Source organism: Pseudomonas sp. Bout1 (genome assembly GCF_034314165.1).
Classification (GTDB): domain Bacteria; phylum Pseudomonadota; class Gammaproteobacteria; order Pseudomonadales; family Pseudomonadaceae; genus Aquipseudomonas.
The window spans coordinates 3,862,583-3,888,113 of sequence record NZ_JAVIWK010000001.1; the positions used below are offsets into that span (position 1 = coordinate 3,862,583).

General features: G+C 60.7%; 23 protein-coding genes. 12 read left to right on the forward strand and 11 right to left on the reverse strand.

Going from position 1 to position 25,531, the window contains the following annotated elements; translation table 11 throughout:
- Positions 1-119: 119 nt before the first annotated feature.
- Complete coding sequence (locus RGV33_RS18045) at positions 120-548, reverse strand: TOBE domain-containing protein (protein ID WP_322145443.1); 429 nt, start codon at positions 546-548, stop codon at positions 120-122.
- 172 nt (positions 549-720) lie between these two features.
- Positions 721-2,130, reverse strand: a complete 1,410-nt coding sequence (locus RGV33_RS18050) for an OprD family outer membrane porin (protein ID WP_322145444.1) — start codon at positions 2,128-2,130, stop codon at positions 721-723.
- Positions 2,131-2,403: 273 nt separating this feature from the next.
- On the opposite strand from RGV33_RS18050, the gene RGV33_RS18055 reads away from it, so the two are divergent.
- The 5 genes from RGV33_RS18055 to RGV33_RS18075 all read left to right on the forward strand — a co-directional run bounded on the left by RGV33_RS18055 (position 2,404) and on the right by RGV33_RS18075 (position 7,453).
- Positions 2,404-3,258, forward strand: coding sequence for a MurR/RpiR family transcriptional regulator (locus tag RGV33_RS18055; protein ID WP_322145445.1), 855 nt, complete (start codon positions 2,404-2,406; stop codon positions 3,256-3,258).
- 2 nt (positions 3,259-3,260) lie between these two features.
- On the forward strand, positions 3,261-3,905 hold the full coding sequence (locus RGV33_RS18060; RefSeq protein WP_322145446.1) for an isochorismatase family cysteine hydrolase: 645 nt from the start codon (positions 3,261-3,263) through the stop codon (positions 3,903-3,905).
- Positions 3,902-5,236 carry a glutamine synthetase family protein gene (locus RGV33_RS18065; RefSeq protein WP_322145447.1) on the forward strand — a complete coding sequence of 445 codons (1,335 nt, stop codon included), beginning with the start codon at positions 3,902-3,904 and terminating at the stop codon, positions 5,234-5,236. Before RGV33_RS18060 ends, RGV33_RS18065 begins: the two co-directional genes overlap by 4 nt.
- Positions 5,220-5,972, forward strand: coding sequence for an N-formylglutamate amidohydrolase (locus RGV33_RS18070; protein WP_322145448.1), 753 nt, complete (start codon positions 5,220-5,222; stop codon positions 5,970-5,972). The genes RGV33_RS18065 and RGV33_RS18070 overlap by 17 nt, the downstream gene beginning before the upstream one ends.
- Before the next feature lie 137 nt (positions 5,973-6,109).
- The gene (locus RGV33_RS18075; protein ID WP_322145449.1) at positions 6,110-7,453 is read left to right on the forward strand and encodes an APC family permease; all 1,344 of its coding nucleotides are present in this window, start codon (positions 6,110-6,112) and stop codon (positions 7,451-7,453) included.
- Positions 7,454-7,456: 3 nt separating this feature from the next.
- On the opposite strand, the gene RGV33_RS18080 is transcribed toward RGV33_RS18075, so the two are convergent.
- Together RGV33_RS18080 and RGV33_RS18085 are read right to left on the reverse strand one after the other, a co-directional pair.
- A complete protein-coding gene (locus tag RGV33_RS18080; RefSeq protein ID WP_322145450.1) occupies positions 7,457-8,494 on the reverse strand; it encodes an alpha/beta hydrolase family protein in 1,038 nt (345 codons plus the stop codon).
- 162 nt (positions 8,495-8,656) lie between these two features.
- Positions 8,657-9,568 (reverse strand): LysR substrate-binding domain-containing protein, encoded by a 912-nt coding sequence (locus tag RGV33_RS18085; protein WP_322145451.1) that lies wholly within the window; start codon positions 9,566-9,568, stop codon positions 8,657-8,659.
- Positions 9,569-9,659: 91 nt separating this feature from the next.
- Between RGV33_RS18085 and RGV33_RS18090 the strand changes: the two genes are divergently transcribed.
- Positions 9,660-10,619 carry a DMT family transporter gene (locus RGV33_RS18090; RefSeq protein WP_322145452.1) on the forward strand — a complete coding sequence of 320 codons (960 nt, stop codon included), beginning with the start codon at positions 9,660-9,662 and terminating at the stop codon, positions 10,617-10,619.
- An 11-nt stretch (positions 10,620-10,630) separates the two neighbouring features.
- Here RGV33_RS18090 and RGV33_RS18095 read toward each other — a convergent pair whose 3' ends face one another.
- A complete protein-coding gene (locus RGV33_RS18095) occupies positions 10,631-11,470 on the reverse strand; it encodes an SDR family oxidoreductase (RefSeq protein ID WP_322145453.1) in 840 nt (279 codons plus the stop codon).
- 183 nt (positions 11,471-11,653) lie between these two features.
- Here RGV33_RS18095 and RGV33_RS18100 point away from each other — a divergent pair, with 183 nt between their 5' ends.
- A complete protein-coding gene (locus tag RGV33_RS18100; RefSeq protein ID WP_322145454.1) occupies positions 11,654-12,274 on the forward strand; it encodes a LysE family translocator in 621 nt (206 codons plus the stop codon).
- A 2-nt stretch (positions 12,275-12,276) separates the two neighbouring features.
- Here the strand turns inward: RGV33_RS18100 and RGV33_RS18105 are convergent, their stop codons facing one another.
- Positions 12,277-12,981, reverse strand: coding sequence for a CerR family C-terminal domain-containing protein (locus tag RGV33_RS18105; protein ID WP_322145455.1), 705 nt, complete (start codon positions 12,979-12,981; stop codon positions 12,277-12,279).
- Between the two features lie 99 nt (positions 12,982-13,080).
- Between RGV33_RS18105 and RGV33_RS18110 the strand changes: the two genes are divergently transcribed.
- Genes RGV33_RS18110 through RGV33_RS18120 form a run of 3 tightly spaced genes read left to right on the forward strand, consistent with a single transcriptional unit; the run spans position 13,081 to position 17,184 of the window.
- Entirely contained in the window at positions 13,081-14,193 is a 1,113-nt protein-coding gene (locus tag RGV33_RS18110; protein WP_322145456.1) for an HlyD family secretion protein, read from the forward strand.
- On the forward strand, positions 14,186-15,766 hold the full coding sequence (locus RGV33_RS18115; protein ID WP_322145457.1) for a DHA2 family efflux MFS transporter permease subunit: 1,581 nt from the start codon (positions 14,186-14,188) through the stop codon (positions 15,764-15,766). Before RGV33_RS18110 ends, RGV33_RS18115 begins: the two co-directional genes overlap by 8 nt.
- Positions 15,763-17,184 (forward strand): efflux transporter outer membrane subunit, encoded by a 1,422-nt coding sequence (locus tag RGV33_RS18120; protein ID WP_322145458.1) that lies wholly within the window; start codon positions 15,763-15,765, stop codon positions 17,182-17,184. The genes RGV33_RS18115 and RGV33_RS18120 overlap by 4 nt, the downstream gene beginning before the upstream one ends.
- Before the next feature lie 147 nt (positions 17,185-17,331).
- On the opposite strand, the gene RGV33_RS18125 is transcribed toward RGV33_RS18120, so the two are convergent.
- From RGV33_RS18125 to RGV33_RS18135, 3 genes are all read right to left on the reverse strand, one after another.
- A complete protein-coding gene (locus RGV33_RS18125; RefSeq protein ID WP_322145459.1) occupies positions 17,332-19,527 on the reverse strand; it encodes an OsmC domain/YcaO domain-containing protein in 2,196 nt (731 codons plus the stop codon).
- Between the two features lie 101 nt (positions 19,528-19,628).
- Positions 19,629-20,423: an alpha/beta hydrolase gene (locus RGV33_RS18130; protein ID WP_322145460.1), complete on the reverse strand. Its 795-nt coding sequence runs from the start codon at positions 20,421-20,423 to the stop codon at positions 19,629-19,631.
- A 128-nt stretch (positions 20,424-20,551) separates the two neighbouring features.
- On the reverse strand, positions 20,552-21,436 hold the full coding sequence (locus RGV33_RS18135) for a LysR family transcriptional regulator (protein ID WP_322145461.1): 885 nt from the start codon (positions 21,434-21,436) through the stop codon (positions 20,552-20,554).
- A 112-nt stretch (positions 21,437-21,548) separates the two neighbouring features.
- Between RGV33_RS18135 and argC the strand changes: the two genes are divergently transcribed.
- A complete protein-coding gene (gene argC, locus RGV33_RS18140; protein ID WP_322145462.1) occupies positions 21,549-22,481 on the forward strand; it encodes an N-acetyl-gamma-glutamyl-phosphate reductase in 933 nt (310 codons plus the stop codon).
- A 63-nt stretch (positions 22,482-22,544) separates the two neighbouring features.
- On the opposite strand, the gene RGV33_RS18145 is transcribed toward argC, so the two are convergent.
- On the reverse strand, positions 22,545-23,255 hold the full coding sequence (locus tag RGV33_RS18145) for a type II CAAX endopeptidase family protein (RefSeq protein WP_322145463.1): 711 nt from the start codon (positions 23,253-23,255) through the stop codon (positions 22,545-22,547).
- A 554-nt stretch (positions 23,256-23,809) separates the two neighbouring features.
- On the opposite strand from RGV33_RS18145, the gene dapA reads away from it, so the two are divergent.
- A complete protein-coding gene (gene dapA / locus RGV33_RS18150; protein WP_322145464.1) occupies positions 23,810-24,673 on the forward strand; it encodes a 4-hydroxy-tetrahydrodipicolinate synthase in 864 nt (287 codons plus the stop codon).
- Positions 24,674-24,843: 170 nt separating this feature from the next.
- On the opposite strand, the gene RGV33_RS18155 is transcribed toward dapA, so the two are convergent.
- On the reverse strand, positions 24,844-25,530 hold the full coding sequence (locus RGV33_RS18155; protein WP_322145465.1) for a GntR family transcriptional regulator: 687 nt from the start codon (positions 25,528-25,530) through the stop codon (positions 24,844-24,846).
- Position 25,531: the final 1 nt, after the last annotated feature.

The window sequence follows — 25,531 nt, forward strand, 5'->3', positions numbered from 1 at the left end:
CAACCAGACATCCCGTAGCAGCTGTCGAGCCCAAGCGAGGCTGCGTCGGTGGTGTGTCAGATACACCGCAAACGCAGCCTCGCTTGGGCTCGACAGCTGCTACGTTGTGTGGGGTTTTATCAGGCCGGCACGCCCAGGATGATATGAGACGCCTTGATCACCGCCGTCGCACTTACACCCGGCTTCAGGCCCAGCTCGGCCACCGCATCGCGGGTGACGATGGAAAACACCTTCGAACCGCCCGCCAATTCAATTACCACCTCAGCATTCACCGCGCCGTCATTCACGCTCAACACCTTGCCTTCCAGGCAATTGCGGGCCGACAGGCGGATGTCGCTGGATTCAGTCATCAGCATCACCCACGGCGCCTTGATCAGCGCGACCGCTTCCTTGCCCACGGCGATGCCCAGGTTGCGGATGCTTTCCATGGTCACCACCGCCACCAACTGCTCGCCGCCCGACAGGGTCAACACGACTTCGGCGTTGACCGCCCCATCCTGGACCTGGCTGACCTGGCCCTTGAATACGTTACGCGCACTGACTTTCATGGAAACGACCCTTTTGTTGACTTTTAGGTTAGGAATTGCCGCACATGATTAAACGTAGCGTTTATTAAAAGCAACTATAGCGCCCTGCTCCGCGGGCAGATCGCTGAAAGTACCTGCCAAAAAAAAGACCGCCCAATCGGCGGCCTTCTTTCAGGTGCTTGTGCGCGGCTTATTAAAAGATCGCGTAGGTGTAGTTGAGGATCAGGCGAGTTTGATCCTGGTCGGCGGTGCCGGTGTTGTGGCCATGGTAGCTACCGGTACGGAAGGTGGTACCGAAGCCTTTGAGCGGGCCTGCTTGCACGACGTAATCAAGACGGAAATCGGTTTCGCGTTCCGACTGATCACTGCCACCGGCGACCTTGGACTTGATGTCGCTGCCGTTGAGGTAGGCAATCGAGGCTTTGAGGCCAGGTACCAGGGTTCTGAAGTCATACAGGTACTGGCCGAAATTGACTTGCTCGCCTGCGCGGGAGAACTGGCCAACCACCGCGTCGGTGAACAGGTAGAAGTCGGAGCCGCCCGCGCCTTGGGCAGTTGGGTCTGCGATGCTGCCCTGGTTGACCCAGACGAAGCCGCCGTCATCACTCACGCCGATGTGGCCGAGCATCAACTGGCTGCCGCCCAACTGATAGGTGAATGCAGCACTGTAGGTTTTGTTGTCGACTTCACCGGCGTGCTTGGCATAACCGCCGTTGTTGTTGAACGCGTAGCCAGACGAGCCGTTCTTGCCGTCGCTGGTGCTATCAAAGTAGCGCAGGTCGGTTTTGAACGACTGGTCATTACCCAGCGGCAGCACGTGGACCAGGCCGAAATAGTTCTGCTTGTAGAAGTCTTCCAGGTCGGCGTAGTAGTACTGCAACGTCAGGTTTTTAGCGATGACGTTGTCGGAAGAACCAAACGGCTGGTAGTCAACGCCGCCGAAACGGAAGCTGTCGCTGTCGCGCGAAGCACCGGCGACGCTCAAGCCCGTGGAGTTGCTCGATGCACGACCTTCAGCCTTGTTCAGTTCACCGCCCACGAACGTGACGTTAGGGATGTCCTTGGAGGTCAGGATACCGCCGTCGAAGGTTTGCGGTGCGGCACGGCTGTCGTTGGACACCAGGATCGGCAGGATCGGGGCCAGGCCACCGCCCACGTGCAATTCAGTCTGGGAAATCCGGAACTTAACGTTCCCGGCTGCGCGACCGAAGCTGTCAGCCGGCTCGGTGCCATTGTTCTTGACCGGGAAGAAACTGTTGCCGTTGCCCGACAGGCCAGCACCCGCTGCGTGGCCATCGCCACCGTCCAGACGCAACGCACCAAAAGCCATCACGTCAAAACCGACGCCGACGGTGCCTTGGGTGTAACCGGATTTGTAGTCGAAACGCAGTACTTGAGCCGCTTCACGCAGGTCATTCGCGGTGCCGGAGTGAACGTCGGCGTTGTAGTACATGGTGCGCGAACTGATCGAAGAATGACTGTCTTCGAGGAAGCCGCTGTGGCCGTCACCCGTGCCGAGTGAGCCGAGACCAAAGCCATCTGCGCTGGCGTGTTGTGCGAGCACGGCCGCGGTCATGGCCAACGCTAATGTAGAGAGTTTCATTTACTGCGCCCCTGTGAACATTATTTTTTTACTGTCCTTCGAGCGAATACTGTTGCGGCCCTGCAAACACAGCGGATTGTGGCATGGGGCCGCTAGCGCAGAATGTGAAATTTTTGTCATGTAGCAATGAAAAAACCGTCATGAAAAGGCCGTACAGGGTGGGCTTTATTGGTCGGTGTTTCCAACAAACAGCCGAAATCTGCCTTTACATGTAGTATTTACTACCAATACACTCATTCTCGCCAAGCCGTAGCAAAAACAACAAGGCGCGATATGACGAACCTACGTGACAAACTCACCGACGCCACACTCAGCCCTACGCCCTCCGAGCGTAAGGTGATCCGTGCCCTGCTCGACCACTACCCACGCAGCGGTCTCGGCTCCATGGCTCGCCTGGCAGAACACGCCGGGGTCAGCGACCCGACCATCATGCGGTTGGTAAAGAAGCTCGGTTTCGGTGGCTACGCCGAATTCCAGGACGCCCTCCTGAGCGAAATGGACCACCGCCTGCGTTCGCCCATCACCCTGCTGCAACCCCGCGCGCACTCGTCCCAGGATGACGCCTGGACCACTTACCTGGATGACTGCAACCGCGCCCTTCAGGAAACCCAGGCCCTGACCCAGCCCGAAGACGTGCGCGTACTCACCGAATGGCTGCTGGATACCAAGCACCACGTGTTCTGCTTCGGCGGCCGACTCAGCAGTTTTCTCGCGGGCTATCTGGTGAATCACTTGCGCCTGTTGCGTGCGGGCTGTCATTGCCTGGAAGACAACGCCCAGTTACCCGACCGAATCCATGACATCCAGCGCCAGGACCTGGTCCTGCTGTTCGACTACCGCCGCTACCAGACCCAAGCCTTGCGCGTGGCAACCGCCGCCAAGGCGCGGGGTGCTCGCGTGGTGCTGTTCACCGACATCTATGCCTCGCCGCTGCGGGAACTGGCCGACCTGATCATCAGTTCCCCGGTGGAGTCGGTGTCGGCTTTCGACACGATGGTGCCCGCCCTCGCACAGGTGGAAGCCCTGATCGCCACCCTCACTCAGCACAGCCATGGCCTGGATGCCCGCCTGGAAGGGATCGACGCCCTTCGCACGCAATTCGCGGCTCATCTTCTGGAGGAAAAATAACCATGTTCACGCTCCCCCATCATTCGCCCCGCGACCTTCCGTTCACTGCGGGCAACACCGCCTTGCTGCTGGTGGACATGCAACGCGCCTGGCTCGACCCCGCGCTCGACCCGCATTTGCAGGGCCCGCAAGCGCAATACTTTCTGAACCGCGCCCGGGAAACGGTGATTCCCAATCAGGTCCGGCTGTTGAATGCAGTGCGTGAAGCCAAACAAAACGTGCTGCACACCCTCATCGAAAGCCTGACCGCCGATGGCCGTGATCGCTCGCTGGACCACAAGTTGTCAGACATGCATTTGCCCAAAGGCAGCTATCAGGCCGGCGTGATTGATGAGCTGACGCCCTTGGAAAATGAAATCGTGCTGCCCAAGACCTCGTCCGGGGTCTTCAACTCCACCAACATCGACTACGTGCTGCGCAACCTGGAAACCCGGCACCTGATCATCGCCGGCATCGTCACCGACCAGTGCGTGGACATGGCCGTACGTGATGCGGCAGACCGTGGCTACCTGGTGACGTTGATTGAGGACGCCTGCGCCACTTACACCCCCGAACGGCATCACGCTTGCCTTGAGGCGATCAAGGGTTATTGCTGGATCACCGACACCCAAACCGTGATCAACCGTTTGCAGGAGTGGCGCCCGTGAGCCTGATCCAGCCAACGGCAATGACCACCATCGTCACCACCGACCTGATTGGTGTGACCCGCGGACGCTCGTTTCCCACAGACGAGCTTGAGAGCTACCAGCAAGCCGGTGTGGGCTGGGTGCCGGCCAACAGCGCACTGACACCGCAAGACCGGGTGGCGGAAAATAATCCGTGGGGTTCGTTTGGCGATTTGCGCCTGGTCCCGGACATGAATACCCGCGTGCAAGTGCCGAACGGCCCGGACACCGACGCCCCTGCGCTGGACTTCATCCATGCAGACATTTGTGAAACCGACGGCCAACCCTGGGCCGCTTGCCCACGCACGCTGCTGCGCAACGAGATCCAGCGGTATCGCGACGAACTGGGCCTTGAAGTCACTGCCGCGTTCGAGCATGAGTTCAACCTGGGCTACAAAGACCCGAATAACGCTCACCACGCCTTCTCGCTTTCGGCCCAGCATCATGCCGCGTCTTTTGGCGGCTGGCTGTTGAGCGCACTGAAAGCTGCCGGCGTCGAACCCGAGATGTTTTTGCCCGAATACGGCAAGGCGCAATACGAAGTCACTTGCCGCCCCACTCAAGGCGTGGCGGCGGCGGATCGGGCGGTGAATGTGCGGGAGATTACCCGCGAAATCGCCCGGCAGATGGGCCTGGATATCAGCTTCTCGCCCAAGCTGGAAGCCGATGGTGTGAGCAACGGGGTGCACCTGCATATCAGCCTGCAGGACCCTGCCGGTAACGCGGTGATGTACGACGCGCAAAGCAGCAACGGGCTGTCCGAAAAAGGCCTGCAGTGGGCGGCGGGCGTGTTGAAATTCCTGCCCGCGCTGTGCGCCTTCAGTGCGCCCACGCCGGTTTCCTACCTGCGCTTGAAACCTCATCACTGGAGTGCGTCCTACGCCAACCTGGGCCAACGCAACCGCGAAGCCGCACTGCGGATCTGCCCGACCATCACCCTCGGCGGCAAGTCCCCGGCGAAGCAATACAATCTGGAATTCCGCCCGCTGGACGCGACCGCCTCACCGCACCTGAGCATGGCCACGGTGCTGATTGCCGGCCGCCTGGGCCTCCAGCAAAAGCTCACGCTGCACAGTTCCTCCGATGAAGACCCGGAGTCCATGAGCGACGAACAACGCCAGGCGCGCCATATCCTCGCCCTGCCCGATACCCTAGAAGACGCCCTCGCCAGCCTGCGCAACAACCCGCAGCTGCTGGAACAATTGCCGCCACTGATGATGGATGCCTACTTCGCCCTGAAAGCCGAAGAGCTCAAATCGACCGAAAAACTGACGCCTGCCGAACTCTGTGACCACTATGCCCGCCTTTACTGATTCCCCCGAACACGGCCTGTTCAAGAAACCGGTGTACCGGGTCAGCCGGCAAGAGTCCGAGCACCCGGTGATTCTGGTTTGCGAACATGCCAGCGCCTACATCCCCACGGAACTGAACGCCCTGGGCCTGAACGATGAAGCGGCAAAGGAGCATATCGCGTGGGATATCGGTGCGCTGAAGCTGGCGGAACGACTCTCAAGGGCCCTGGATGCGACGTTGATCTCGGCCGCCTATTCGCGCTTGCTGATCGACCTCAATCGCCCACTGGAGGCCCCCGACAGTATTGCGCCACGCAGCGAAATCTACGACGTGCCAGGCAACCGGGACCTGCATGAAAACGCTCGCCAGTATCGGCAGGAACGTTTGTTCACGCCCTTTCACCAGCGCCTGAGCGCCCTGATTGATGCGCGGCTGGCGCAAGGTCGCGAGGTGCGAATCGTGGCCGTCCACAGCTTCACCCCGATTTACCACGGCCAACCCCGCTCGCTCGAAGCCGGCGTGTTGTTTGCCGGCGCCGCCGCCTATGCCGGCGGGATCCTGCAGGGATTGGCCGCCCAGGGACTGACCGTCGCGGCCAACCAGCCTTACGAAGTCGATGTGCTGGGCGACATGACCGTACCGTTCCACGGTGATCAGCGGGGCATCGATGCCGTGCTGCTGGAGGTCAGGAACGACCTGCTGCGAACACCCCATGCGCTGCAGTCATGGGCGGACTATTTAGCTCCACTGCTGTAGCTGCTGCTGTTGGCTGGACCGGTCTTACAACTATAAAAAAAAACCGCCTGGGCGTCTTTTAACCTGCCGGGTTCAAGAACATGTTCGGCCGCTTAGGCGGCTGCACATTCGCCTTACTTCATATGGAAGTACCCCTCATGGCAATTGAAGAGTTTGGCTATAAACAAGAGCTAAAACGCAGCCTGTCCCTCACGGACCTGGTGATCTACGGGATGATCTTCATGATCCCCATCGCGCCCTTCGGCGTGTACGGCTACGTCAACAGCGAAGCGCCCGGCATGGTGCCACTGGCCTACATCATCGGCATGGTCGCGATGCTGTTTACCGCGCTGAGTTACGGCAGCATGGCGCGGGCGTTTCCGATCGCCGGCTCGGTGTATTCGTATGCCCAGCGCGGACTGAACCCAGGTGTGGGGTTTATTGCCGGTTGGTTGTTGTTGCTCGACTACCTGCTGATCCCGCCGCTGCTGTATATCTATGCCGCGATTGCGCTGAACCACTTGTACCCCGAGATTCCGAAGACCGCATTTATCCTGGCGTTCCTGGTCAGTGCCACCCTGGTCAACCTGCGCGGCATGACGTTTACCGCGCGAATGAACATCGTGTTCCTGCTGGCACAACTGGTGGTGCTGGGGATTTTCCTGGTGTGTGCCTGGAAGGCCCTGCACGGAGGCGCCGGCAATGGCCACCTCACGCTGGCGCCGTTGTACAACCCCGGCGGGTTCAACTTCGGGTTACTGATGCAGGGCGTTTCAATCGCGGTGCTGTCGTTTCTGGGCTTTGATGCAATCTCCACGCTGGCGGAAGAAACCAAAGGCGATGCCGGGCGCAGTGTGGGCCGGGCGGCGTTGATCAGCCTGCTGGTGATGGGCGCAATCTTTGTGGCGCAAACCTGGCTGGCCACCGACCTTGCGGCTGGCATGGGCTTCGCGTCTGCCGACTCGGCGTTTTATGAAATCGCGGCGATTGCCGGGGGCAGTTGGCTGGCGTCGCTGACAGCGATCGCGACCGCGTTGGCCTGGGGTGTGGCGGTGTCCATCACCTCACAGGCCGCGGTGTCGCGGTTGCTGTTCGGCATGGCCCGGGATGGCAAGCTGCCGGGGATCCTGGCCAAGGTCCATCCGAAATACAGCACGCCTTACCTGAGCATTTACCTGGTGGGCGTGCTGTCGCTGGTCATCTGCTACTTCTTCATCGACACCGTGGACACGTTGACCTCGCTGGTGAACTTCGGCGCCCTCAGCGGCTTCATGATCCTGCACATCACCGTGATCAACTACTATTGGCGGCGCCTGAAATCGCGCAACGTGTGGCGGCACCTGATCACACCGGTGCTGGGGTTTGTCATCACCTTTGCGATCATGTTCAACATGGGCTTGCAGGCGCAGAAACTCGGGTTTGCCTGGATCGTCATCGGGCTGGTCTACCTGTGGTTCCTGAGCCGCAAGGGTGCGAGCCTGGTGCTGTCCAAGGACATCTGAGGGCTAGCGCAGGGACTGCTGCAGAAACTCACTGATCAGGGTGAGTATCTGCTGCTGAATCTGCGGTTTGGGGCGGGCACCCTGGGCATCCAGGCAGATGAAACCTTCACCGGGGTCGCTCTGTTCAATCCGCTCTACTGCTGCGGGCTTGCACACTGGCAGGAAGCTGAAGTGCGTGGCGTCGCTGATTTGCACGTAGCGCGAAGTCTTCGGCGGCAGGCGCTTGGCCAAGTCGGCTGATTCAAGTGCTGCGGGCAACTCCGGGGACGGCGTGCCCGCCGCAATCACCAGTGTGGGTCGGTGCAGCGCTGCCAGGCTTTCATCGCTGAAGCCGCGGGCGAAGCCCAGGTCCAGGGAAACAATGGCGGCCACGCGCTGGTCGCTCAAGTCCTCGGCCAAATGCTGCTTCGCCTGGTCGGTACGGCCGGCCTCGATAAGGTCGTACGCCTTGCACGGGGCGATTTCGGCGTGAACCGTGCAGTCCTCGGTAAAGCGCTGCGGGTCAAAACGTGCGCCGCCCACCTCCAATGCGGTCCAGCCACCGAGTGAGTGCCCAACGACCGCAATCCTGTGCTGGGCCACCACGCCGAAACGTTGGGGCTGGGCGATCATGGCATCGATCACCCGGTGGATATCCAGGGGACGCTTCCATAGCTCGGAGGCGGCAGGCTGTGTGCGGTCCTTGCTGGTGGTGCCGGGGTGGTTGGGCGACGCCACGATATAGCCCTGCCCGGCCAACGCACTCGCGAGCCACGACTGGTTGATCCAGTTACCGAAAATGCCGTGGGAGATCACCACCAACGGATGCTCGCCGGCAGCCGGTGCGGCATCCTTCAAGGCCGGTGCGCCAACAAACACCGGATTGTCGGCGATCAGTTGCGGCGTGCCGACAGCATCGGTCGGGTACCACACCGCCACCTGCAACGGCCTGCCGTGTTGCGTGTCGGGAATCACTATTTCCTGGAATCCGATCCGCACCTCATTGGCCTGGGCCAAGCCGGATACAGCCATCAACAACAGCGCAGCACACAGCGTTTTCATCCTTGAGTTCCCTAAGTGGCTAATCGCCATATTCTTGCACAGTCGGTGATTTTCAGGGATGGGAGCGTGAAAAGAACAATGTGCTAATAGATCCCTCATGCTATGGCTTTGCTGGGTACTGCGCCACAAGGCTGTATTCAACGATTTGCCGGGGGCAACCTGTTACACCTGCTCGTTGCGAAACTCATCAGCCAACCACTCAAGCAGCGCGCGAACCTCGCCACTGTCCTCGGCGCCCTGCTGCCTGAACACCGACAGGGCATCCGGCAAGGCAACGCTGGCTGCGCAAGGCCGCACCAGCGCACCGTTTTCAATAAGCCGGCCCGCGGTGCGCTGCCACCCCATCGCAATACCGTGCCCCTGGACGGCGGCCTGAAGCATCAGCGGGTAGCTGTCAAACACGGCGCCCTTGGCATTACCTTCCAACGTATGCCCAACCGCACGCAGCCAGCTGTCCCATTCCATCCAGTGAGGAGGCGTCGCGTGGTGATGTAACAGCGTGTAGCGGCTCAGATCGCCGACATCCAGCGCTTGCCCGGCCGCCAGATAGTTGGGACTGCACACCGGGAATACTTCATCTGCGGCGGTGAACACCAGTGCATGTTTCCCACTGGCACGCCCGGTACTTTGCAGCGCCACGTCAAAGTGTCCGTTGAATTCAGCCAGGGGTCGCGTGGTGGTCGCCACCTGGATTTCGATTGCCGGATGCCGTTGGTGGAACGTCGACAGGCGCGGCATCAGCCAATAAAACGCTTCGCACAACTGACAGAGCAACACCACGCGATTGTTGCCCGGGGTTTCACGCAAGGCTTCGGCGCTGTGGCTGATGCTCTGCAACGCGGCACTGACAACAGCCGCCAGCTCATGGCCTTCGGGCGTCAGGAACACCGCACGGTTGCGGCGGTAAAACAGCTTCAGCCCAAGGTTTTCTTCAAGGCCACGGACCTGCCGGCTGATTGCCGCCTGCGTGAGGTGCAGTTCCTCGGCAGCTTTTGAAAAGCTTTCCAATCGGGCGGCTGCTTCAAAGGGCAACAAACTGGCGAGTGGCGGCAACGATTTCCCAAGGCTATTCATAATCTGAGGTTATGCATCCAGGACCGAGAACTCGTTTGTAGCACAACCAGGCAGCTGTGCAACATGGCCCTCTACCTTATGGATGCGCCTGATGCCCCCTGCTCACTCAACCCTGCTTGCCGGAGTCGCCCTGGCGGTCGTTGCAACCCTGAGCTGGGCACTGAACTTTATCGCGCCGTACGTCACCGGCGACTACAGCCTCTACGATTTGATGCTCGTCAAGTTCCTGAGCGCCGGCCTGCTCGGCCTGGTGGTGGTGATGTTCTGTCGCGCCCAGCTTCGATCACTCAGCGGTGGGTTGCGAATGCTGGGCGCAGGCCTGGGTTTCATCGGGTACCTCGGCTACAGCAGCTGTATCGCCGCCGGGGTGGTATTTGGCGGGCCGGTACTGACGCCCGCCTTTATCGGCCTTGTGCCGGTACTGCTGGCACTGATCGGTAACGCCACACACAAAACCATCGAGTGGCGCCGGCTGGCAACCCCCCTGGCTTTACTGACGATTGGGCTTTTATTGTCGAACATCAGTAGCCTTGACCAACCTGCCGCGAGCGGCAGTTCATGGCCGCTGGGCCTGTTGTTCTCCGTCGGCGCGGTGGCGTTGTGGCTGGTCTTCAGCGTGGTGAATCAACGGGCTATGGCGCGCATCCCAGCCCAGTCATCAACGGTCTGGACCGGGCTGATGATGCTCGGCGCCGGGATAGGCACGCTGTGCCTGTTGCCCCTTGTACAGACGCTTGGCCTACTCAAGCTGCCAACCCTGGGTTTGAGCTTTTCCCAGGCGGGCAACCTGTATGCGTGGGGCCTGGGCATCGCGTTGATGTCGTCGGTGATCGGGGCATGGGCCTGGAACATCGCCTCCCGGCGCCTGCCCATGGTGCTGTCCGGGCAACTGATTGCCCTGGAATCGCTGTTCGCCACGCTGCTTGGCTTGTGGTTCAAGGGCCGACTGCCAACGGTGCTGGAAACCTCGGGCTTGGCGGCGGTTCTGCTTGGCGTGGTGATGGCGGTGCGTATCCTGCTGACGGCCAGTCGTCCAAAAACCAGCGGATGATCGCCGTCCAGTCAGACCGGCGTCCCAGGCTTGATGTCATACGCCTTCTGCACCAGCGCCGAGCGCTTGCCCAGGCCCTCACTGCTCTTGCGGGTCCAGGCCGCGTCAAGTTGTTTGCGCTGCTGGTCGATGATCTCTTTCGGCTCGACGTTGCGGTAAGCGTCGATGGCGCCAGTGATCACGGCGATGGTGGTCTCAAAGACCGGCTCGGGATCGTACTGCTCGTGTGGAAACGCCAGCTTGCTGTAGTCGAACAGCCGCTGCGAAGCGTCGTCCTGCCAACTTTTCCAGGTCTCGAACATCCGGTCGTTAAACCCGGTCAGGAAGGGCCCCGGGTTAACGGTCGCCACTTCGATACCAAATTCCTTGAGTTCCTGGCTCATCGCCTCGGCAATCGCTTCCACCGCATGCTTGGAGGAGGCATATGCCCCGGCAAAAGGGTCGGCGGTAAGGCCTGCCACTGAAGACATGAACACGATCTTGCCCTGTTGCTTCAAGACCATTTTCTTGGCGACCAGTTGGGTCAGCATCAAGGGGCCAATCACATTGACCTCGTACTGGCGTCGAAGATTTTCGGCAGGAATATCCAGTGTCGAACCGCCTTCTGAAATGCCTGCATTGTTTAACAAGACCTCCACATCCCACTCTGCGGCCTTGCGCCGATCGCCTTCATCGGTCACGTCGAGCTTTTCTATTCGAAGGTTCACGCCCCGGCGCCTGGCCTCTTGTTCAAGCGCATGTACCTGCGCCACGATTTCCACGCCGGCGATAACATCCAGGCCTTTATCGGCGAGTCTGAGGGCCACTTCAAAGCCAAACCCTGTGCCTGCTCCGGTTACCAGAACTGTCATGTTTTTTCCCCTGAGTGATGAATATGCGATAGGTGTAAAAACAGCGCGTACTTCGCCTGCTCATAGGTGTCTGTCCGACAGGGCCGGACATGCGTTCAACCGACTCGCCACATGGCAGACGAACGGTACTGCACCAGGCATGTGCTAACGTGCTCCCCACGCTCACCTCAACGTGCCTTGCCCATGCCTATCGCCGATAACCTGCTGGCCTTCACCTTTGCCGCCACCCTGCTGACGCTGACGCCTGGCCTGGACACCGCCCTGGTGCTGCGAACCGCTACGGTGGAGGGCAAGCAACAAGCGCTGCGCGCTGCGTTGGGCATCAACGCCGGTTGCCTGTTATGGGGGGCAGCGGTCGCCTTTGGGCTGGGCGCGCTGATTGCGGTTTCAGAGGTGGCCTTCAACGTCTTGAAGTACTGCGGCGCCGCTTACCTGGCATGGCTGGGCTTGAACATGCTGTTGCGCCCGCGCAGCTCACTTGCCCCCGTCGATGCCGACGGCAAGCCCGGTGCAAACTGGTTTTTGAAGGGCATGATGGGCAACGTCCTCAACCCCAAGATCGGGATTTTCTACGTGTCGTTTCTGCCGCAGTTCATTCCCCAGGGGCATTCCCTGGTGGGCTGGACATTCGGGCTGGTGAGCATCCACGTGGTGATCAGCCTGGTATGGTCGCTGGTGCTGATCGGCGCCACGCAACCACTGGCCGGTGTGCTGCGGCGTGAAAAGGTAATCACGTGGATGGACCGCACCACCGGCATGATCTTTGTACTGTTTGCGGCCCGGTTGGCCTTCAGCAAACGCTGAGGTCAGCGCAGGTCCCGGTGCCGCACCAGGCCCTCAAGGGTAAACCGCGCCTGGATCAGCACCACATCGCGCACCAACTCCATTTCTTTTTGGTTCACTTCAGTCCAGTTCAGGGCAGAGAGCAGCTTGGGTTTCTGCACCCGAAACGCCAGGCCCTGGGTGAACAGCGCCATGGAGTGGATCACTGTGCGCTCGTCGTCCACGGCGAGGCCGGCCAGGCGCGCGATCAGCAGGCGGATCACGTTAGCGATGCGCGATTTGAAGCGCTCTTCAAAGGCCATCGTCGCGCTTTCCGGGCACAGGCCGGCTTGATGGCGATCCATAAAAGCACGCCACGCGGTGGTTTGGGGGCTGTCCTGAATCGTCGAGACCACCGTTCCGAGGATGCCCAATGAGACGTCGATCAGCGCCTGATCGTTGACCTCCGCATCGGCCAGCGCGCTTTCCGCCGCTTCAACGGAGGGTGCCATTTTTCGCCACAAAAGCGTGATCAAGTGCTCGACGCACGCCAGGTACACGCCTTCCTTTGCGTCGAAGTAGTACTGGATCGCCGGTGCATTGACCCCTGCGGCGTTCGCGATGTCCCGCGTGGACGCACCGTCGTAGCCACGCTCGCCAAAGACCACGACGGCTGCCTCGACAATACGTGCACGGGTTTCTTCACCCCGTTGATAACCCCCTTCGGCGGCCGGTTTATGTCGTGCCATGTGCAACTCCATTTTTTTAACGTAACCAAAATATACCAGTTGACAAATTTTCGCGAAAAAACGAATTTATTCCAACTGATATAAAACTGGAGTGACTTGATGTCCGCTGCACCGCCCTCTTCTCAGGTCATTCCTGATACCACCGTCACCGGCCAACGCGGCAAGGCCCGACGGATTCTACTGACACTCGCCGGCGTGGCGCTGTTGGCCGGGCTGGCGTGGGGCGCCTGGTGGTGGCTCACCGGGCGCTTTATCGAAACCACTGACGACGCCTACCTGCAAGCCGACAGCATCAGCGTGGCGCCGAAAATCAACGGCTACGTTGCTGCAGTGTTGGTGGCCGATAACCAAAACGTGAAGCGCGGCGACGTGCTGGTGCGCCTGGATGCACGCAAATACCAGGCGGTGAGTGACGAAGCCTCAGCGACGATTGCCGCCCGCGAGGCCGACTTTGCCAAGGCCCAGGCCGACCTCGTGCAGCAGGATTCGACCATCGCCGAAGCCCGCGCCCAACTGCAAGGCGCGCAAGCCGATGCCCGGCACGCACAAACCGAAGTCGCGCGTTATGCGCCGCTGGCGCGCTCCGGTGCCGAGCCGCAAGAGCGCCTGGCGCAGCTCAACAACCAACTTGCCCAGGCCCGCAGCACCGTGGCCGCCAAGCAGGCTGCCCTGCGTTCCAGCCAAACCCGCTATGGCACCCTTCAAGCCCAGCTCAAGCAGGCCCAGGCGCAACTCGGCGTGGCCAAGGCCAGCGAGGCGCAAAGCCAGTTGGATGTAGACGACGCGGTGATTCGCAGCCCGCTGGATGGGCGCGTGGCCGATCGTGGCGTGCGGGTCGGGCAATACGTGCAGCCAGGCACGCGCCTGCTGACCGTGGTGCCGGTGAGCGCGATCTACCTGACCGCCAACTACAAGGAAACCCAGATTGGCGACATGCGCGCCGGGCAGACCGTGACCGTGCATGTGGATGCGCTGCCTGGCCACGACCTGCAAGGGCATATCGACAGCCTGTCCCCCGGCACCGGCGCCCAGTTCGCGCTGCTGCCGCCGTCAAACGCCACCGGCAACTTCACCAAGATCGTACAGCGGGTGCCCGTGCGGATTTCCCTGGATGTACCCGACGATGACATTCGCCAGGCACTGATGCCCGGCCTGTCGGCCACCGTGGAAGTCGACACCCGCACCCACAAGGCAGATGCCAACCATGGCTGAAGCCGTTTTGACCGAGGCGCCCGCGGACAAACCGCGCAACGCCTCGCTGACCGACTGGATCGCGGTGGCTGCCGGTTCGCTGGGCGCGTTGCTGGCGACCCTGGACATCTCGATCACCAACTCGGCACTGCCGCAAATCCAGGGCCAGATCGGCGCGACCGGCACGGAAGGCACCTGGATCGCCACCGGCTACCTGATGTCGGAAATCGTGATGATCCCCCTCGCCGCCTGGCTGACCCGGGTATTTGGCCTGCGCCGGTTCCTGATCGGCACGGCCTTGATGTTCACGTTTTTCTCGATGTTCTGCGGCCTGTCCTCAAGCCTTGGCGCGATGATCGCCGGGCGCATCGGCCAGGGGTTTGCCGGCGGCGCGATGATTCCGACCGCACAGACCATCGTACGCACCCGTTTGCCTGCCCATCAGTTGGCAATCGGCACCACGATGTTCGGCATGACGGTGATTCTCGGCCCGTTGTTGGGCCCGGTAATTGGCGGATGGCTTACGGAAAACATCAACTGGCGCTGGTGTTTTTTCATCAACCTGCCCGTCAGCATCACCTTGATTACCCTGCTGGTCAGTGGCCTGCCAGGCGAGCGCATGAACCTTCAACAGTTCATCAAGGCCGACTGGCTGGGCATTCTTGGCCTGGCCATGGGCTTGAGTTCGCTCACTGTGGTGCTGGAAGAAGGCCAGCGTGAACACTGGTTCGATTCGCTGCTGATCATCTGGTTGAGCATTGCGATGGTGGTCGGGTTCTTCCTGATTGCCGTCGGGCAGGTGCGGTCGAGTACGCCGATCCTGCGTCTGCAACTGGTGCTCAACCGCAGCTTTGGCAGTGTGTTGCTGATTGCCACGGCCGTCGGTGCCGGGCTGTATGGCACGGCGTACCTGGTGCCACAGTTCCTTGGCATTTTGTCGGGCTACAACGCGCAACAGTCGGGGTCGATCATGCTGCTGTCGGGCATTCCCGCGTTTCTGCTGATGCCGATCCTGCCAAGAATGCTCGGCCGCCTGGACCTGCGGATGATGGTCGGCGTCGGTTTGTTGATGTACTGGGCCAGCTGTTTTCTCGACACCCAACTCACCGCCCAGAGTGTCGGCCATGATTTTTACTGGTCGCAAATTTTGCGCGGCTTTGGGCAGATCCTGGTGATGATGCCCCTCAGCCAGCTGTCGATGCGGTCGGTAGACACCCGCGACGCCGGTGATGCGGCCGGGCTCTACAACATGTCTCGCAACCTCGGTGGCACCCTCGGGCTGGCGCTGCTGGGGGTGTTGATGGACCGGCGTAGCCACTTCCACGACGACATGCTGCGCGAAGGCATCCAGGCCAACACCCAGTTGACCCAGGACCAGATGGCGAGCAACACCGCCAGCTACCTGGCGCAAACCGGCGACCCTTCCACTGCATCGCTACAAGCACTGAGCCACCTGGCCAGCGACATCGCCCAGCAGGCCGCAGTAATGGCCTACAACGACGCGTTCTACGTGCTGGGACTCGCCATGCTGGCGTGCCTCCCCCTGATCTTCATCCTGAAAAAGCGCGCGGCGCAGGCAGGCCAACGAACATGATTTATCGCTCACTTCCCCTGCTCTTTACCGTCGGCCTGCTGACAGCGTGTACCGTGGGGCCGGACTACCAGGGCGCGCCGGATGCCGCGCCAAAAACCTTGGCGGCCGGGCGTTTGCCCCACGCCGACACAGGCTTGGCGCACACGCTTGCAGTTGCGCGGTGGTGGCAAACCCTGGGCGACCCGCAACTTAACCAACTGGTGGCCCAGGCACTGCAAAGCAGCCCGGACATGGCGACCGCCCGGGCGCGACTCCAACAATCGCGGGCCAGCCTGAGTGGCGCCAATGCCGACGCCCTGCCCAAGGTCACCGGCGACGCGGCGATGCTCAAACTGCGCTCCCCCGACACTTCGGCGCTGGGGGGCAGCGGTGGCGGTGGTCGCGGGCCGTTAAACCTTTACCTCGCCGGCTTTGATGCCAGCTGGGAGGCCGACGTGTTCGGCGGCACCCGGCGTGCAATCGAGGCAGCCCAAGCCGAAAACGACGCGTCACAGGCGCAGTTGGCCGATGCCCAAGTGCAACTGGCTGCCGAGGTGGTGCAAACCTATGCCGACCTGCGCGACCAGCAGGCGCGCCTGGCGCTGGTGGATGCAAGTGTCGACATCGAGGAGCAGGCGCTGGACCTGACCCAGCAGCGGCGCAGCCGTGGCGTGGCCTCGCAGTTGCAACTGGAACAGGTGCTGACCCAGGCCGAAAACACCCGGGCCCAACGCCTGCCGCTGCAAGCGTCAATCGTCGAGGCCGTGGACCAACTGAACTTGCTGTGTGGCCTGGAGCCGGGCGAGTTGGATGCGAGCCTCACCACCCCGCGTGCCCTGCCCGCTATCCCGAGCCAGGTGCCGTTTGCCGACCCGGCGGCGATCCTGAAAGCCCGGCCGGATATCCGCGTAGCCGAGCGCCAACTGGCGTCCAGCAACGCGCAGATCGGCGAGAAAACCGCCGACTGGTTTCCCAAGCTCAGCCTGATGGGCGATTTGTCATTCTCGGCCGCCGATCCCGGGCATCTGGCGCGAAAGGACAGCGGCACCTGGTTGCTGTTACCAAGGCTGACCTGGAACGCACTGGATTTCGGCCGGGTGGCGGCCAGCGTCAAAGGTGCGCAAGCCGGGCGCGATGAAGCCCTCGCCCACTACAAAAGCGTGGTGTTGAGTGCGTTGCGTGACGCGGATGTGGCGTTGGCGCGTTATGGCAACCAGCGCCAGAATGTGGTGCTGTTGCGCAACGTAGAGTCGTCGGCGGTGCGTGCAGCGGACCTGACTCGCCAGCGCTATAAAGCAGGCACGGCGAGTACCCTGGATTGGCTGGACGCGGAACGTACGCGGTACCAGGCGCAGGAAAGCCGGATTTCCGGGGATGCGCTGTTGCTCAAGGACTTTGCGTCATTGCACAAAGCACTGGGGTTGGGATGGACGTTGTAAGAGCCAGAGCAAGCAACCAATAACCTGTGGCGAGGGAGCTTGCTCCCGCTGGGTCGCGAAGCGGCCCCAGAAAATGGGACCGCTGCGCAGTCCAGCGGGAGCAAGCTCCCTCGCCACAGGTACAATATCTTCCCTGACAGGTATGGGTCAGCGCGCGGTATTGGCCCGCGCCGAATGCAGCTTCTTGTAGCTATCAATCAACCGCAGGTGCCGATCCAGCCCTTCCAGCTTCATGCTCGTCGGCGTCAACCCGTAAAACCGCACGCTACCGTTCACCGAACCAATCGCCGCTTCCATTCGCTCGTTGCCAAACATCCGACGCAAATTCACTTCGTAGTCCGCCAGCTCAAGGTCTTCGTCCAGCTCCATCTCCAGCACCGCGTTCACGGCTTGGTAGAACAAGCCACGCTCAACCGTGTTGTCGTTGTACTGCTGGAACATCTCCACCAGTTCCTTGGCTTCTTCAAACTGCTGCAAGGCCAGGTAAACCAACAGCTTCAATTCCAGGATGGTCAGTTGGCCCCACGCGGTATTGTCATCAAAGTCGATGCCGATCAACGTGGTGATGTCGGTGTAGTCGTCCAGCTCACTTTCCACCAGACGTTCAACCAGGCCCTTCAACTCGGCTTCGTCGAGGCGGTGCAGGTTCAAGATGTCTTCGCGGAAAAACAGCGCCTTGTTGGTGTTGTCCCAGATCAGATCGTCGATCGGATAAATCTCCGAATAGTCCGGCACCAGGATGCGGCAGGCGGTTGCGCCGATGTGCTCGTACACCGCCATGTACACTTGCTTGCCCATACCCTCGAGGATGCCGAACAGCGTCGCGGCTTCCTCGGCATTGGAGTTTTCACCCTGGCCGGAGAAGTCCCATTCGACGAATTCGTAATCCGATTTGGCGCTGAAGAAGCGCCACGACACCACTCCGCTGGAGTCGATGAAGTGCTCGACGAAGTTGTTCGGCTCAGTCACCGCGTGGCCTTCAAACGTCGGCTGCGGTAGATCGTTCAGGCCTTCGAAGCTGCGGCCTTGCAGCAGTTCGGTAAGGCTGCGTTCCAGCGCGATTTCAAGGCTTGGGTGTGCGCCGAACGAGGCGAATACACCGCCGGTGCGCGGGTTCATCAAGGTCACGCACATCACCGGGAATTCGCCGCCCAGCGACGCATCTTTCACCAGTACCGGGAAGCCCTGGGCTTCCAGGCCCTGGATCCCGGCCAGGATGCTGGGGAATTTCTCCAACACTTCCTGCGGCACATCCGGCAGCGCGAATTCACCCTCGATGATTTCGCGTTTTACCGCGCGCTCGAAAATCTCCGACAGGCACTGCACCTGGGCTTCAGCCAGGGTATTACCGGCACTCATGCCGTTGCTGAGGTACAGGTTCTCGATCAGGTTGGACGGGAAATACACCACCTCGCCATCCGACTGGCGCACGAACGGCAGCGAAACAATGCCGCGCTCTTCGTTGCCGGAGTTGGTGTCGTAGAGGTGTGAGCCACGCAACTCGCCGTCACGGTTGTAAATGTGCAGGCAGTGCGCGTCGAGGATTTCCGGCGGCAGTTCGTCTTTACGGCCCGGCTTGAACCAGCGCTCGTCCGGGTAATGCACAAACGCCGCGTTGGCGATGTCTTCACCCCAGAACTGGTCGTTGTAGAAGAAGTTGCAGTTCAACCGCTCGATAAACTCGCCCAGTGCCGACGCCAGCGCGCCTTCCTTGGTCGCACCCTTGCCGTTGGTAAAACACATCGGCGAGTGTGCATCGCGGATATGCAGCGACCACACGTTGGGCACGATATTGCGCCACGACGCGATCTCAATCTTCATGCCCAGGCCCGCCAGAATGGCCGACATGTTGGCGATGGTTTTTTCCAGCGGCAGGTCCTTGCCCGCGATGTAAGTGCCGGCATCGGACGCCGCGCTCGGCATCAACAACGCCTGGGCATCGGCATCCAGGTTGTCGACTTCCTCGATCACGAACTCCGGGCCGGCCTGCACCACTTTTTTCACGGTGCAACGGTCGATGGAGCGCAAGATGCCCTGGCGGTCTTTATCGGAGATGTCCGCAGGCAACTCGACCTGGATCTTGAAGATCTGGTTGTAGCGGTTTTCCGGATCGACAATGTTGTTCTGCGACAGGCGAATGTTGTCGGTAGGGATGTTGCGGGTTTCGCAGTACAACTTCACAAAGTAAGCCGCACACAACGCCGACGACGCCAGGAAGTAATCGAACGGACCAGGGGCCGAGCCATCGCCCTTGTAGCGAATAGGCTGGTCGGCCACCACGGTGAAGTCGTCGAACTTGGCTTCAAGTCGAAGGTTGTCGAGAAAATTGACCTTGATTTCCATGCGGGATTACCAGAATAGCGAGCAAAATATGGCCGCCATTATCCGGGTTTCGAGGCGTAAGTCTTGTGCTTTCGGGCCTGGCCGATCGCTGGCGGTGGAGATCAACCGCGCTGAAAGTGCGCAATCTGTTGCCACATCGCGATCGGGTTGGAGTACATCGGGAAGTGCCCGCACTGGGCAATCGGCGCCAGTCGCACACCTTGCGCCTGGATATGCGCCAGGTACGACAGGTGCGCATTCTGCTCGCCGTACATGAACATCCGCGGGCATTGCAGGCCGAGGAACTTGCCCATCAGGTCGGCGTTATCGGACAGCTCGACCATCGACTGGAAAATCCCCCGCACCGCACCGGCGCGCACCTTGTGCCGCAGGCTCGCCGAATACAGCGCGCTGGCGTAGGCCGGTACCTGGCGGGTGCGCTCGATAAAGGCGCTGAAAAACGCCTCGGGGTCATCCGCCGGGTAGTCAACGATCTGCCGGCTGAGGAAGCAGTCTTGCGGGGCGATATTGCCTTCGATATCGACAAAGCTCAGTACTCGGCCCGGAAACCGGTGCGCCAGCATCAGCGCGGTCAACCCGCCCATGGAGTGGCCCACCAGGTGGAACTGCTCGACACCGAAATGCTCCAGCACCTGCACGGCGGTCTGCAGCAGGAACGGAATGGAAATTTTCGACAGGTCAGCGCACTGGCTCTCACCGCAACCCGGGGCGTCATAGGCCACAAATGGATGACCGTCGAATGCAGGTTGCTGGACGATGTCGGCGTAGTCTTCCTTGGTGGAGCCGAAGCCATGCAGGAACACAATCGGTGCCAGGCTGCCCGCGCGGTGGATCGCGGCAATGTTCAACGGCACATCGTCGACGACGATGGGGAGTTGTGTGTGGGTGAATGGCATGGTGAAGACTCCCTGAAAAACCGATTGGCGGCTCAAAAGCCGTTAATTTCAACGGTATTCAGATTTCTGTAAATTCCTGATTCAGGAAGGTATTCATAGGCTGATCGTATGGGTCATTCAACAACGCCCTACCCCGCACTCAATCCCCACAACACGTCCAACACATGTTGCGTAGGCCGCTCAACCTCCCCGGCGCGATGGGCAACCCCCAGTTGGCGCCACAGCAACGGTTGCAACGGCCGCATCACAATCCGGGTGTCGTGCAAGGGCGTGGACGCCTCATGGGGCAGCAATGTGGCCCCGTAACCGGCGGCCACCAGGCTTTTGATCGCATCGTTGTAGTTCAGTTGAATGCGCGGCGTGGGCTGCAATCCTTCACTGGCAAACCACTCGGCGGTCAGGCGCGAAAGCCGGGTGGTGTTGTCATTCAGGATTAACGGCTGGGCAGCCAGCCATGCGGGTGTTACCACCTCCGGGCATTCCCGGCGCGCCGGTAAAAAAGCCATGACCGGGTCGCGCCGCCAGGGCTCGATCCGCAAGCCCTTCACCGGCGCCTGCGGCAGCGCTACCAAGCCAATTTCCAGGGCACCGTCTGCCAGGTTCTTCAATGTGTCCTGCGAAGTGAGCACCGCCACCTGCACATCGATGGCGGGGTGATGTTGGCTCAAGGTTTCCAGGGCTTGCGGCAACAACTGTGCGATGGCCCCGGTTGAGGCTCCCAGACGCACACGCCCTGCCAGCCCCTGCACCTGTCGCTCCACGTCTTCAAGCGCCTGCTCGGCATCCGCCAACAACCGGCGTGCGCGCTCCACCAGGGTTTCGCCAATCGCCGAAGGCTGCACCCGCCCACGGGTACGCGACAACAGCTTGCCACCCACCCGCGCCTCAAGATCGGCAATGTGCAGGCTGACTGTCGGTGGCGCCAGGTTGAGCATGCGCGCCGCTTCGGCGAACGAGCCGAGGTCGGCAATCGCCACCAGCGTACGCAGGCGGTCCAGGCTGATTTCGCGCATGGGGCAATCCTTGTTCAGAAAACCTGAATATCATCGTCTGGAAATTCAACTTTTCCTATCTTAACGACTCACTGAAGATGGGAACACCTGATTTCCTCTACGAGCGCACCCCATGGCAAATCCTCTTGTATTTATCGACGGCGACCAAGGCACCACCGGGCTGCAGATCCATCAACGCCTGCGCGACCGCACCGATCTGCAACTGATCACCCTCAGCCCGGAACACCGCAAGGACCCGCAGCAGCGCGCCGAGATGATCAACGCCTGCGACATCGCGATCCTGTGCTTGCCCGACGACGCTGCACGGGACGCCGTCGCCAGCATCCAGAATCCCGCCGTGCGGGTGATCGACGCCAGTTCGGCGCACCGCACCCATCCCGACTGGACCTATGGGTTTGCCGAGATGAACCCGCAACAGGCGCAGCGCATTGCCACGGCGCAGCGGGTCAGCAATCCCGGCTGCTACCCCACCGGCGCGATTGGTTTGTTGCGCCCGTTGCTTGAGGCCGGGCTGCTGCCCAAGGACTACCCGACGACCATTCATGCCGTCTCGGGCTATTCCGGCAAGGGCCGCGCCGGCGTGCAGGAGCATGAGGGCGCCGACGCCTCGCAGGCGCCGGCCTTCCTGGTCTACGGCCTGGGGCTGGAACACAAGCATGTCCCGGAGATTCAGTTGCAAAGCGGGCTGACGCAGCCGCCAGTGTTTGTGCCGGCCTACGGTGCTTTTCGCCAGGGGATTGTACTGACCATCCCACTGCAACTGAGACTACTTGCACCGGGCGTGGATGGGTTGCAGTTGCACGACTGTTTGACCCGGCACTACCGCGACACCCATCACGTACAGGTGCTGTCGATGCAGGCCGCCAACGAGCTGACGTACCTTGATCCCCAAGCCCTGAACGACACGGATGACTTGCGCTTGGTCGTGCGTGAGAACCACGAGACGGGCCAGGTTTTGCTGGCGGCGATATTCGACAACCTCGGCAAGGGCGCCGCAGGTGCCGCCGTGCAAAACCTGGATTTGATGCTCAAGCCGAAACAGTAGCGATCAACGCTCGCAGGTCCGCCAGCATCAACGAAAAAGGGGTGAGTCCAAAGCAGCGCAGGCTCACAGCCAGAGATTGGCCACGAGACCCCTCGATAGATTCAGGACGCCCGCGAAGATGTGCAATAGCACGGGGACCAGAATGCCGGCGCTGCGCACTCGGGCATACGCAAAGATGACTGAGAGCGTGCCGATCATCAGGCACTCTATCCAACCGCTAAACGGCATGTGTATGGCCATGTAAACCGCGGTGGTGGCCAGTATCGCAACCCACCGCCAAAGGCGATTATCCAGAGGGAAGAGGCGAATCAGGAAGTACCGGTACAGGAGCTCCTCAAAAATCGGAACAATCAGGAGCCCCATTGAGAGAAGAAGCGCCCTTGGAGCTGAGGGCAGACTGCCCCGCAAGAACATCGTATAGGCCTCATACCCGTATCCCAGCCCAATATCGAGACTGGTACAGACCAGGTAAACCCCCAGTATCCATGGCAAACACAGTTTGAACGTCCTGCTCAGGTCTCGGCCAATAACGGCGCGAACTCCGCCTGAGTGCCTGCGCTCGATCACCGCCACTGTCAGCAGCACCACTGCAGAGAAACCGCCGTCAATCAGCAGCGTCAGCCTGGTCAAGTTTCCTGTGCCCATAATCAGCACCAGCGCAAGTTGAATCGCGAGATATAAACCTATCGCCAGGCAGGCCATCAAGATACGACGACGCCAAGAGTAAGTGTCCATGCAAGCCGCAGGCGGCCCTGAAAGCGCTTTGTACTCCACCCCTAACTTCCTTTTCACGATTGGTATGCCGCGCATATTAACGAGCGAGCGTCACGGGAACCGATCTATTTATCTAAGCGTCACAGGCGAGCCAGCTTCAACGTCACCCAAAAAAGGGGTCAGACCACATTTAAAAAAAGCGTGGTCTGACCCCTTTTTTCCTTGAAGCGATGCTCACGGTGGTTTCATGGGCGCACCGGAAGACGCAGAACTGGCGGCGGAACTGGTGCGTTTTGTGCGCCACTGGCTGAAACGCGACTGATCTCTGTGAGTTGACACACCCTGTAATAATCCATAAAGATGAGCGTCTTCTTCAGGGTGTGTCCTCAATGTCTGCAACGACCTTCAACTTTTCCGTCATTGGCTTGATTGCCAAGGCGCAAGGTTGCGTTGCGCACGCCCTCAAATCGAAGAAACAGTCGCTCATGTGACCGGGGCGCGCTGTCCCGTCAGATGAGCTGACAGGACATTGAGCGCGAAGGCCCCCTCCTCTTGCTTACCTCCCTCTGCCCTTCTGACGGTGACTCAATCGGTCAACCATCAGGAGAAAGCGCATGTCATCGTTTCAAGGTATCTGGGTTCCCGTCGTCACACCGTTTCATAACGGCGCCATCGACTTCATCGGCTTGCGCCGCCTGGTCTGCCATCTGCTGGAAAAGGGCGTGGCCGGGATCATGGCCTGCACCACCACCGGCGAAGCCGCATCACTCAGCCGCGATGAGCAACTGGCAGTGCTGGATGCCGTGCTGGAGCTGGTGCCGCCGCAGCACGTGGTGATGGGCCTGGCGGGGTATAACCAGATTGAACTGTTGCAGTTTCAGGCCGAAATCCTGAAACGCCCGGTGGCCGGCTTGCTGGTGCCACCGCCGAGCTACATCCGCCCGTCCCAGGCGGGCCTTGAAGGGTTCTTCCGCACCGTGGCGGATGCGTCCAGCGTGCCGATTATTCTGTATGACATTCCCTATCGTACCGGCATCGCCTTCGAACAGGCGACGCTGCTGAACATCGTCGCCCATGAACGGATCGTCGCGATCAAGGATTGTGGCGGCAACCTGGCCAACACCCTGGCGCTGCTGGCCAGCGGGAATGTGGATGTGTTGTGTGGTGAAGATGTGCAGATATTCAACGCGCTGTGCCTGGGGGCGACCGGCGCGATTGCCGCGTCGGCGCATGTGCGGACCGAGGCGTTTGTGAGGCTGCATCGGCAGGTTCGCGATAACCAATTGATGGCGGCTCGTCAGACATTTTTCGAGCTGCTGCCATTGATTCACACAATGTTCGTGGAGCCCAACCCCGCGCCAGTGAAGGCCGCGCTGGCGATGGAGGGGTTGATTGGCAGCGAACTGCGGGCGCCGATGCTGGCGGCGAGTGAGACGGTGGTGAATCAATTGCAGCAAGTCTTGGCCACGCTCGAATAACCTGTGGCGAGGGAGCTTGCCCCCGCTGGGCTGCGAAGCGCCCCCAAAACCGGACACCCCATTTTATCGGGTGAAAAGAGGTGTCTGAATTGGGGCTGCTGCGCAGCCCAGCGGGAGCAAGCTCCCTCGCCACAGGGACTGGGGCCAGCCAACTTTTCAGTATGAAGGACTTATCTCCTTGCCACCGCCAACCGGTGCAATGTGATCTTGCGCACCTCCTGCTTGCTGGCCTCAATATGGGCCTTGAGCAGTTGCTGCGCCTGGTCGCTTTGCCGCTGCATGATCGCCCGCAGAATCAACCCATGCTCCTCGTACGTCGCGGCAATGCGCGATTGCTGGGTGAAATCCAGCCGCCGGATAATGCGGATTTTCTCGGTAATCTCGTAATGCATGCGCGCCATTTCAGCGTTGCCCGTGGCCTGCACCAGCCCGCAGTGAAACGCCTCATCCAGCGCCGAGACAACTTGGGCTTCGTCCAGCCGGGCACTTTCGTCCACCAGCCAAACCGCCTCAAGCGGTTCAAGACCCTGCTCCGCCATGTCACACAAGCGACTGACCGCCGCTAACTCCAGCACGATCCGAACGTCGTAAAGCTCTTCAAAATAGTTGAAGTCGAACGGCCGGACCTGCCAGCCACTCCTGAAAAAAACCTCCAGGTACCCTTCACGCTCCAGTCGATACAGTGCCTGGCGCACCGGCGTGCGGCTGGCTTGCATACGTTCGGCTATATCGCCCTCGCTGAAGCGATCACCCGGCAACAAACGAAAACCGAAGATGTCGTCTTTCAACTGCTGGTACACCCGCTCTGCCAGGCTGTCCGGCCGTTCGCTGGGCTTTCTGGTGGTAGAGAGCTGCATG

Excerpts from the sequence above, each read along its gene's own strand:
- dapA (WP_322145464.1), top strand. The coding sequence starts at position 23,810 with ATGTCATCGTTTCAAGGTATCTGGGTTCCCGTCGTCACACCGTTTCAT.
- RGV33_RS18080 (WP_322145450.1), bottom strand. The coding sequence starts at position 8,494 with ATGAAAACGCTGTGTGCTGCGCTGTTGTTGATGGCTGTATCCGGCTTG.
- RGV33_RS18135 (WP_322145461.1), bottom strand. The coding sequence starts at position 21,436 with ATGCGCGAAATCAGCCTGGACCGCCTGCGTACGCTGGTGGCGATTGCC.
- RGV33_RS18100 (WP_322145454.1), top strand. The coding sequence starts at position 11,654 with ATGCCTATCGCCGATAACCTGCTGGCCTTCACCTTTGCCGCCACCCTG.
- RGV33_RS18050 (WP_322145444.1), bottom strand. The coding sequence starts at position 2,130 with ATGAAACTCTCTACATTAGCGTTGGCCATGACCGCGGCCGTGCTCGCA.
- RGV33_RS18060 (WP_322145446.1), top strand. The coding sequence starts at position 3,261 with ATGTTCACGCTCCCCCATCATTCGCCCCGCGACCTTCCGTTCACTGCG.
- RGV33_RS18085 (WP_322145451.1), bottom strand. The coding sequence starts at position 9,568 with ATGAATAGCCTTGGGAAATCGTTGCCGCCACTCGCCAGTTTGTTGCCC.
- RGV33_RS18070 (WP_322145448.1), top strand. The coding sequence starts at position 5,220 with ATGCCCGCCTTTACTGATTCCCCCGAACACGGCCTGTTCAAGAAACCG.
- RGV33_RS18090 (WP_322145452.1), top strand. The coding sequence starts at position 9,660 with ATGCCCCCTGCTCACTCAACCCTGCTTGCCGGAGTCGCCCTGGCGGTC.
- RGV33_RS18125 (WP_322145459.1), bottom strand. The coding sequence starts at position 19,527 with ATGGAAATCAAGGTCAATTTTCTCGACAACCTTCGACTTGAAGCCAAG.
- RGV33_RS18055 (WP_322145445.1), top strand. The coding sequence starts at position 2,404 with ATGACGAACCTACGTGACAAACTCACCGACGCCACACTCAGCCCTACG.
- RGV33_RS18105 (WP_322145455.1), bottom strand. The coding sequence starts at position 12,981 with ATGGCACGACATAAACCGGCCGCCGAAGGGGGTTATCAACGGGGTGAA.
- argC (WP_322145462.1), top strand. The coding sequence starts at position 21,549 with ATGGCAAATCCTCTTGTATTTATCGACGGCGACCAAGGCACCACCGGG.
- RGV33_RS18130 (WP_322145460.1), bottom strand. The coding sequence starts at position 20,423 with ATGCCATTCACCCACACACAACTCCCCATCGTCGTCGACGATGTGCCG.
- RGV33_RS18075 (WP_322145449.1), top strand. The coding sequence starts at position 6,110 with ATGGCAATTGAAGAGTTTGGCTATAAACAAGAGCTAAAACGCAGCCTG.
- RGV33_RS18115 (WP_322145457.1), top strand. The coding sequence starts at position 14,186 with ATGGCTGAAGCCGTTTTGACCGAGGCGCCCGCGGACAAACCGCGCAAC.
- RGV33_RS18045 (WP_322145443.1), bottom strand. The coding sequence starts at position 548 with ATGAAAGTCAGTGCGCGTAACGTATTCAAGGGCCAGGTCAGCCAGGTC.
- RGV33_RS18095 (WP_322145453.1), bottom strand. The coding sequence starts at position 11,470 with ATGACAGTTCTGGTAACCGGAGCAGGCACAGGGTTTGGCTTTGAAGTG.
- RGV33_RS18155 (WP_322145465.1), bottom strand. The coding sequence starts at position 25,530 with ATGCAGCTCTCTACCACCAGAAAGCCCAGCGAACGGCCGGACAGCCTG.
- RGV33_RS18110 (WP_322145456.1), top strand. The coding sequence starts at position 13,081 with ATGTCCGCTGCACCGCCCTCTTCTCAGGTCATTCCTGATACCACCGTC.
- RGV33_RS18120 (WP_322145458.1), top strand. The coding sequence starts at position 15,763 with ATGATTTATCGCTCACTTCCCCTGCTCTTTACCGTCGGCCTGCTGACA.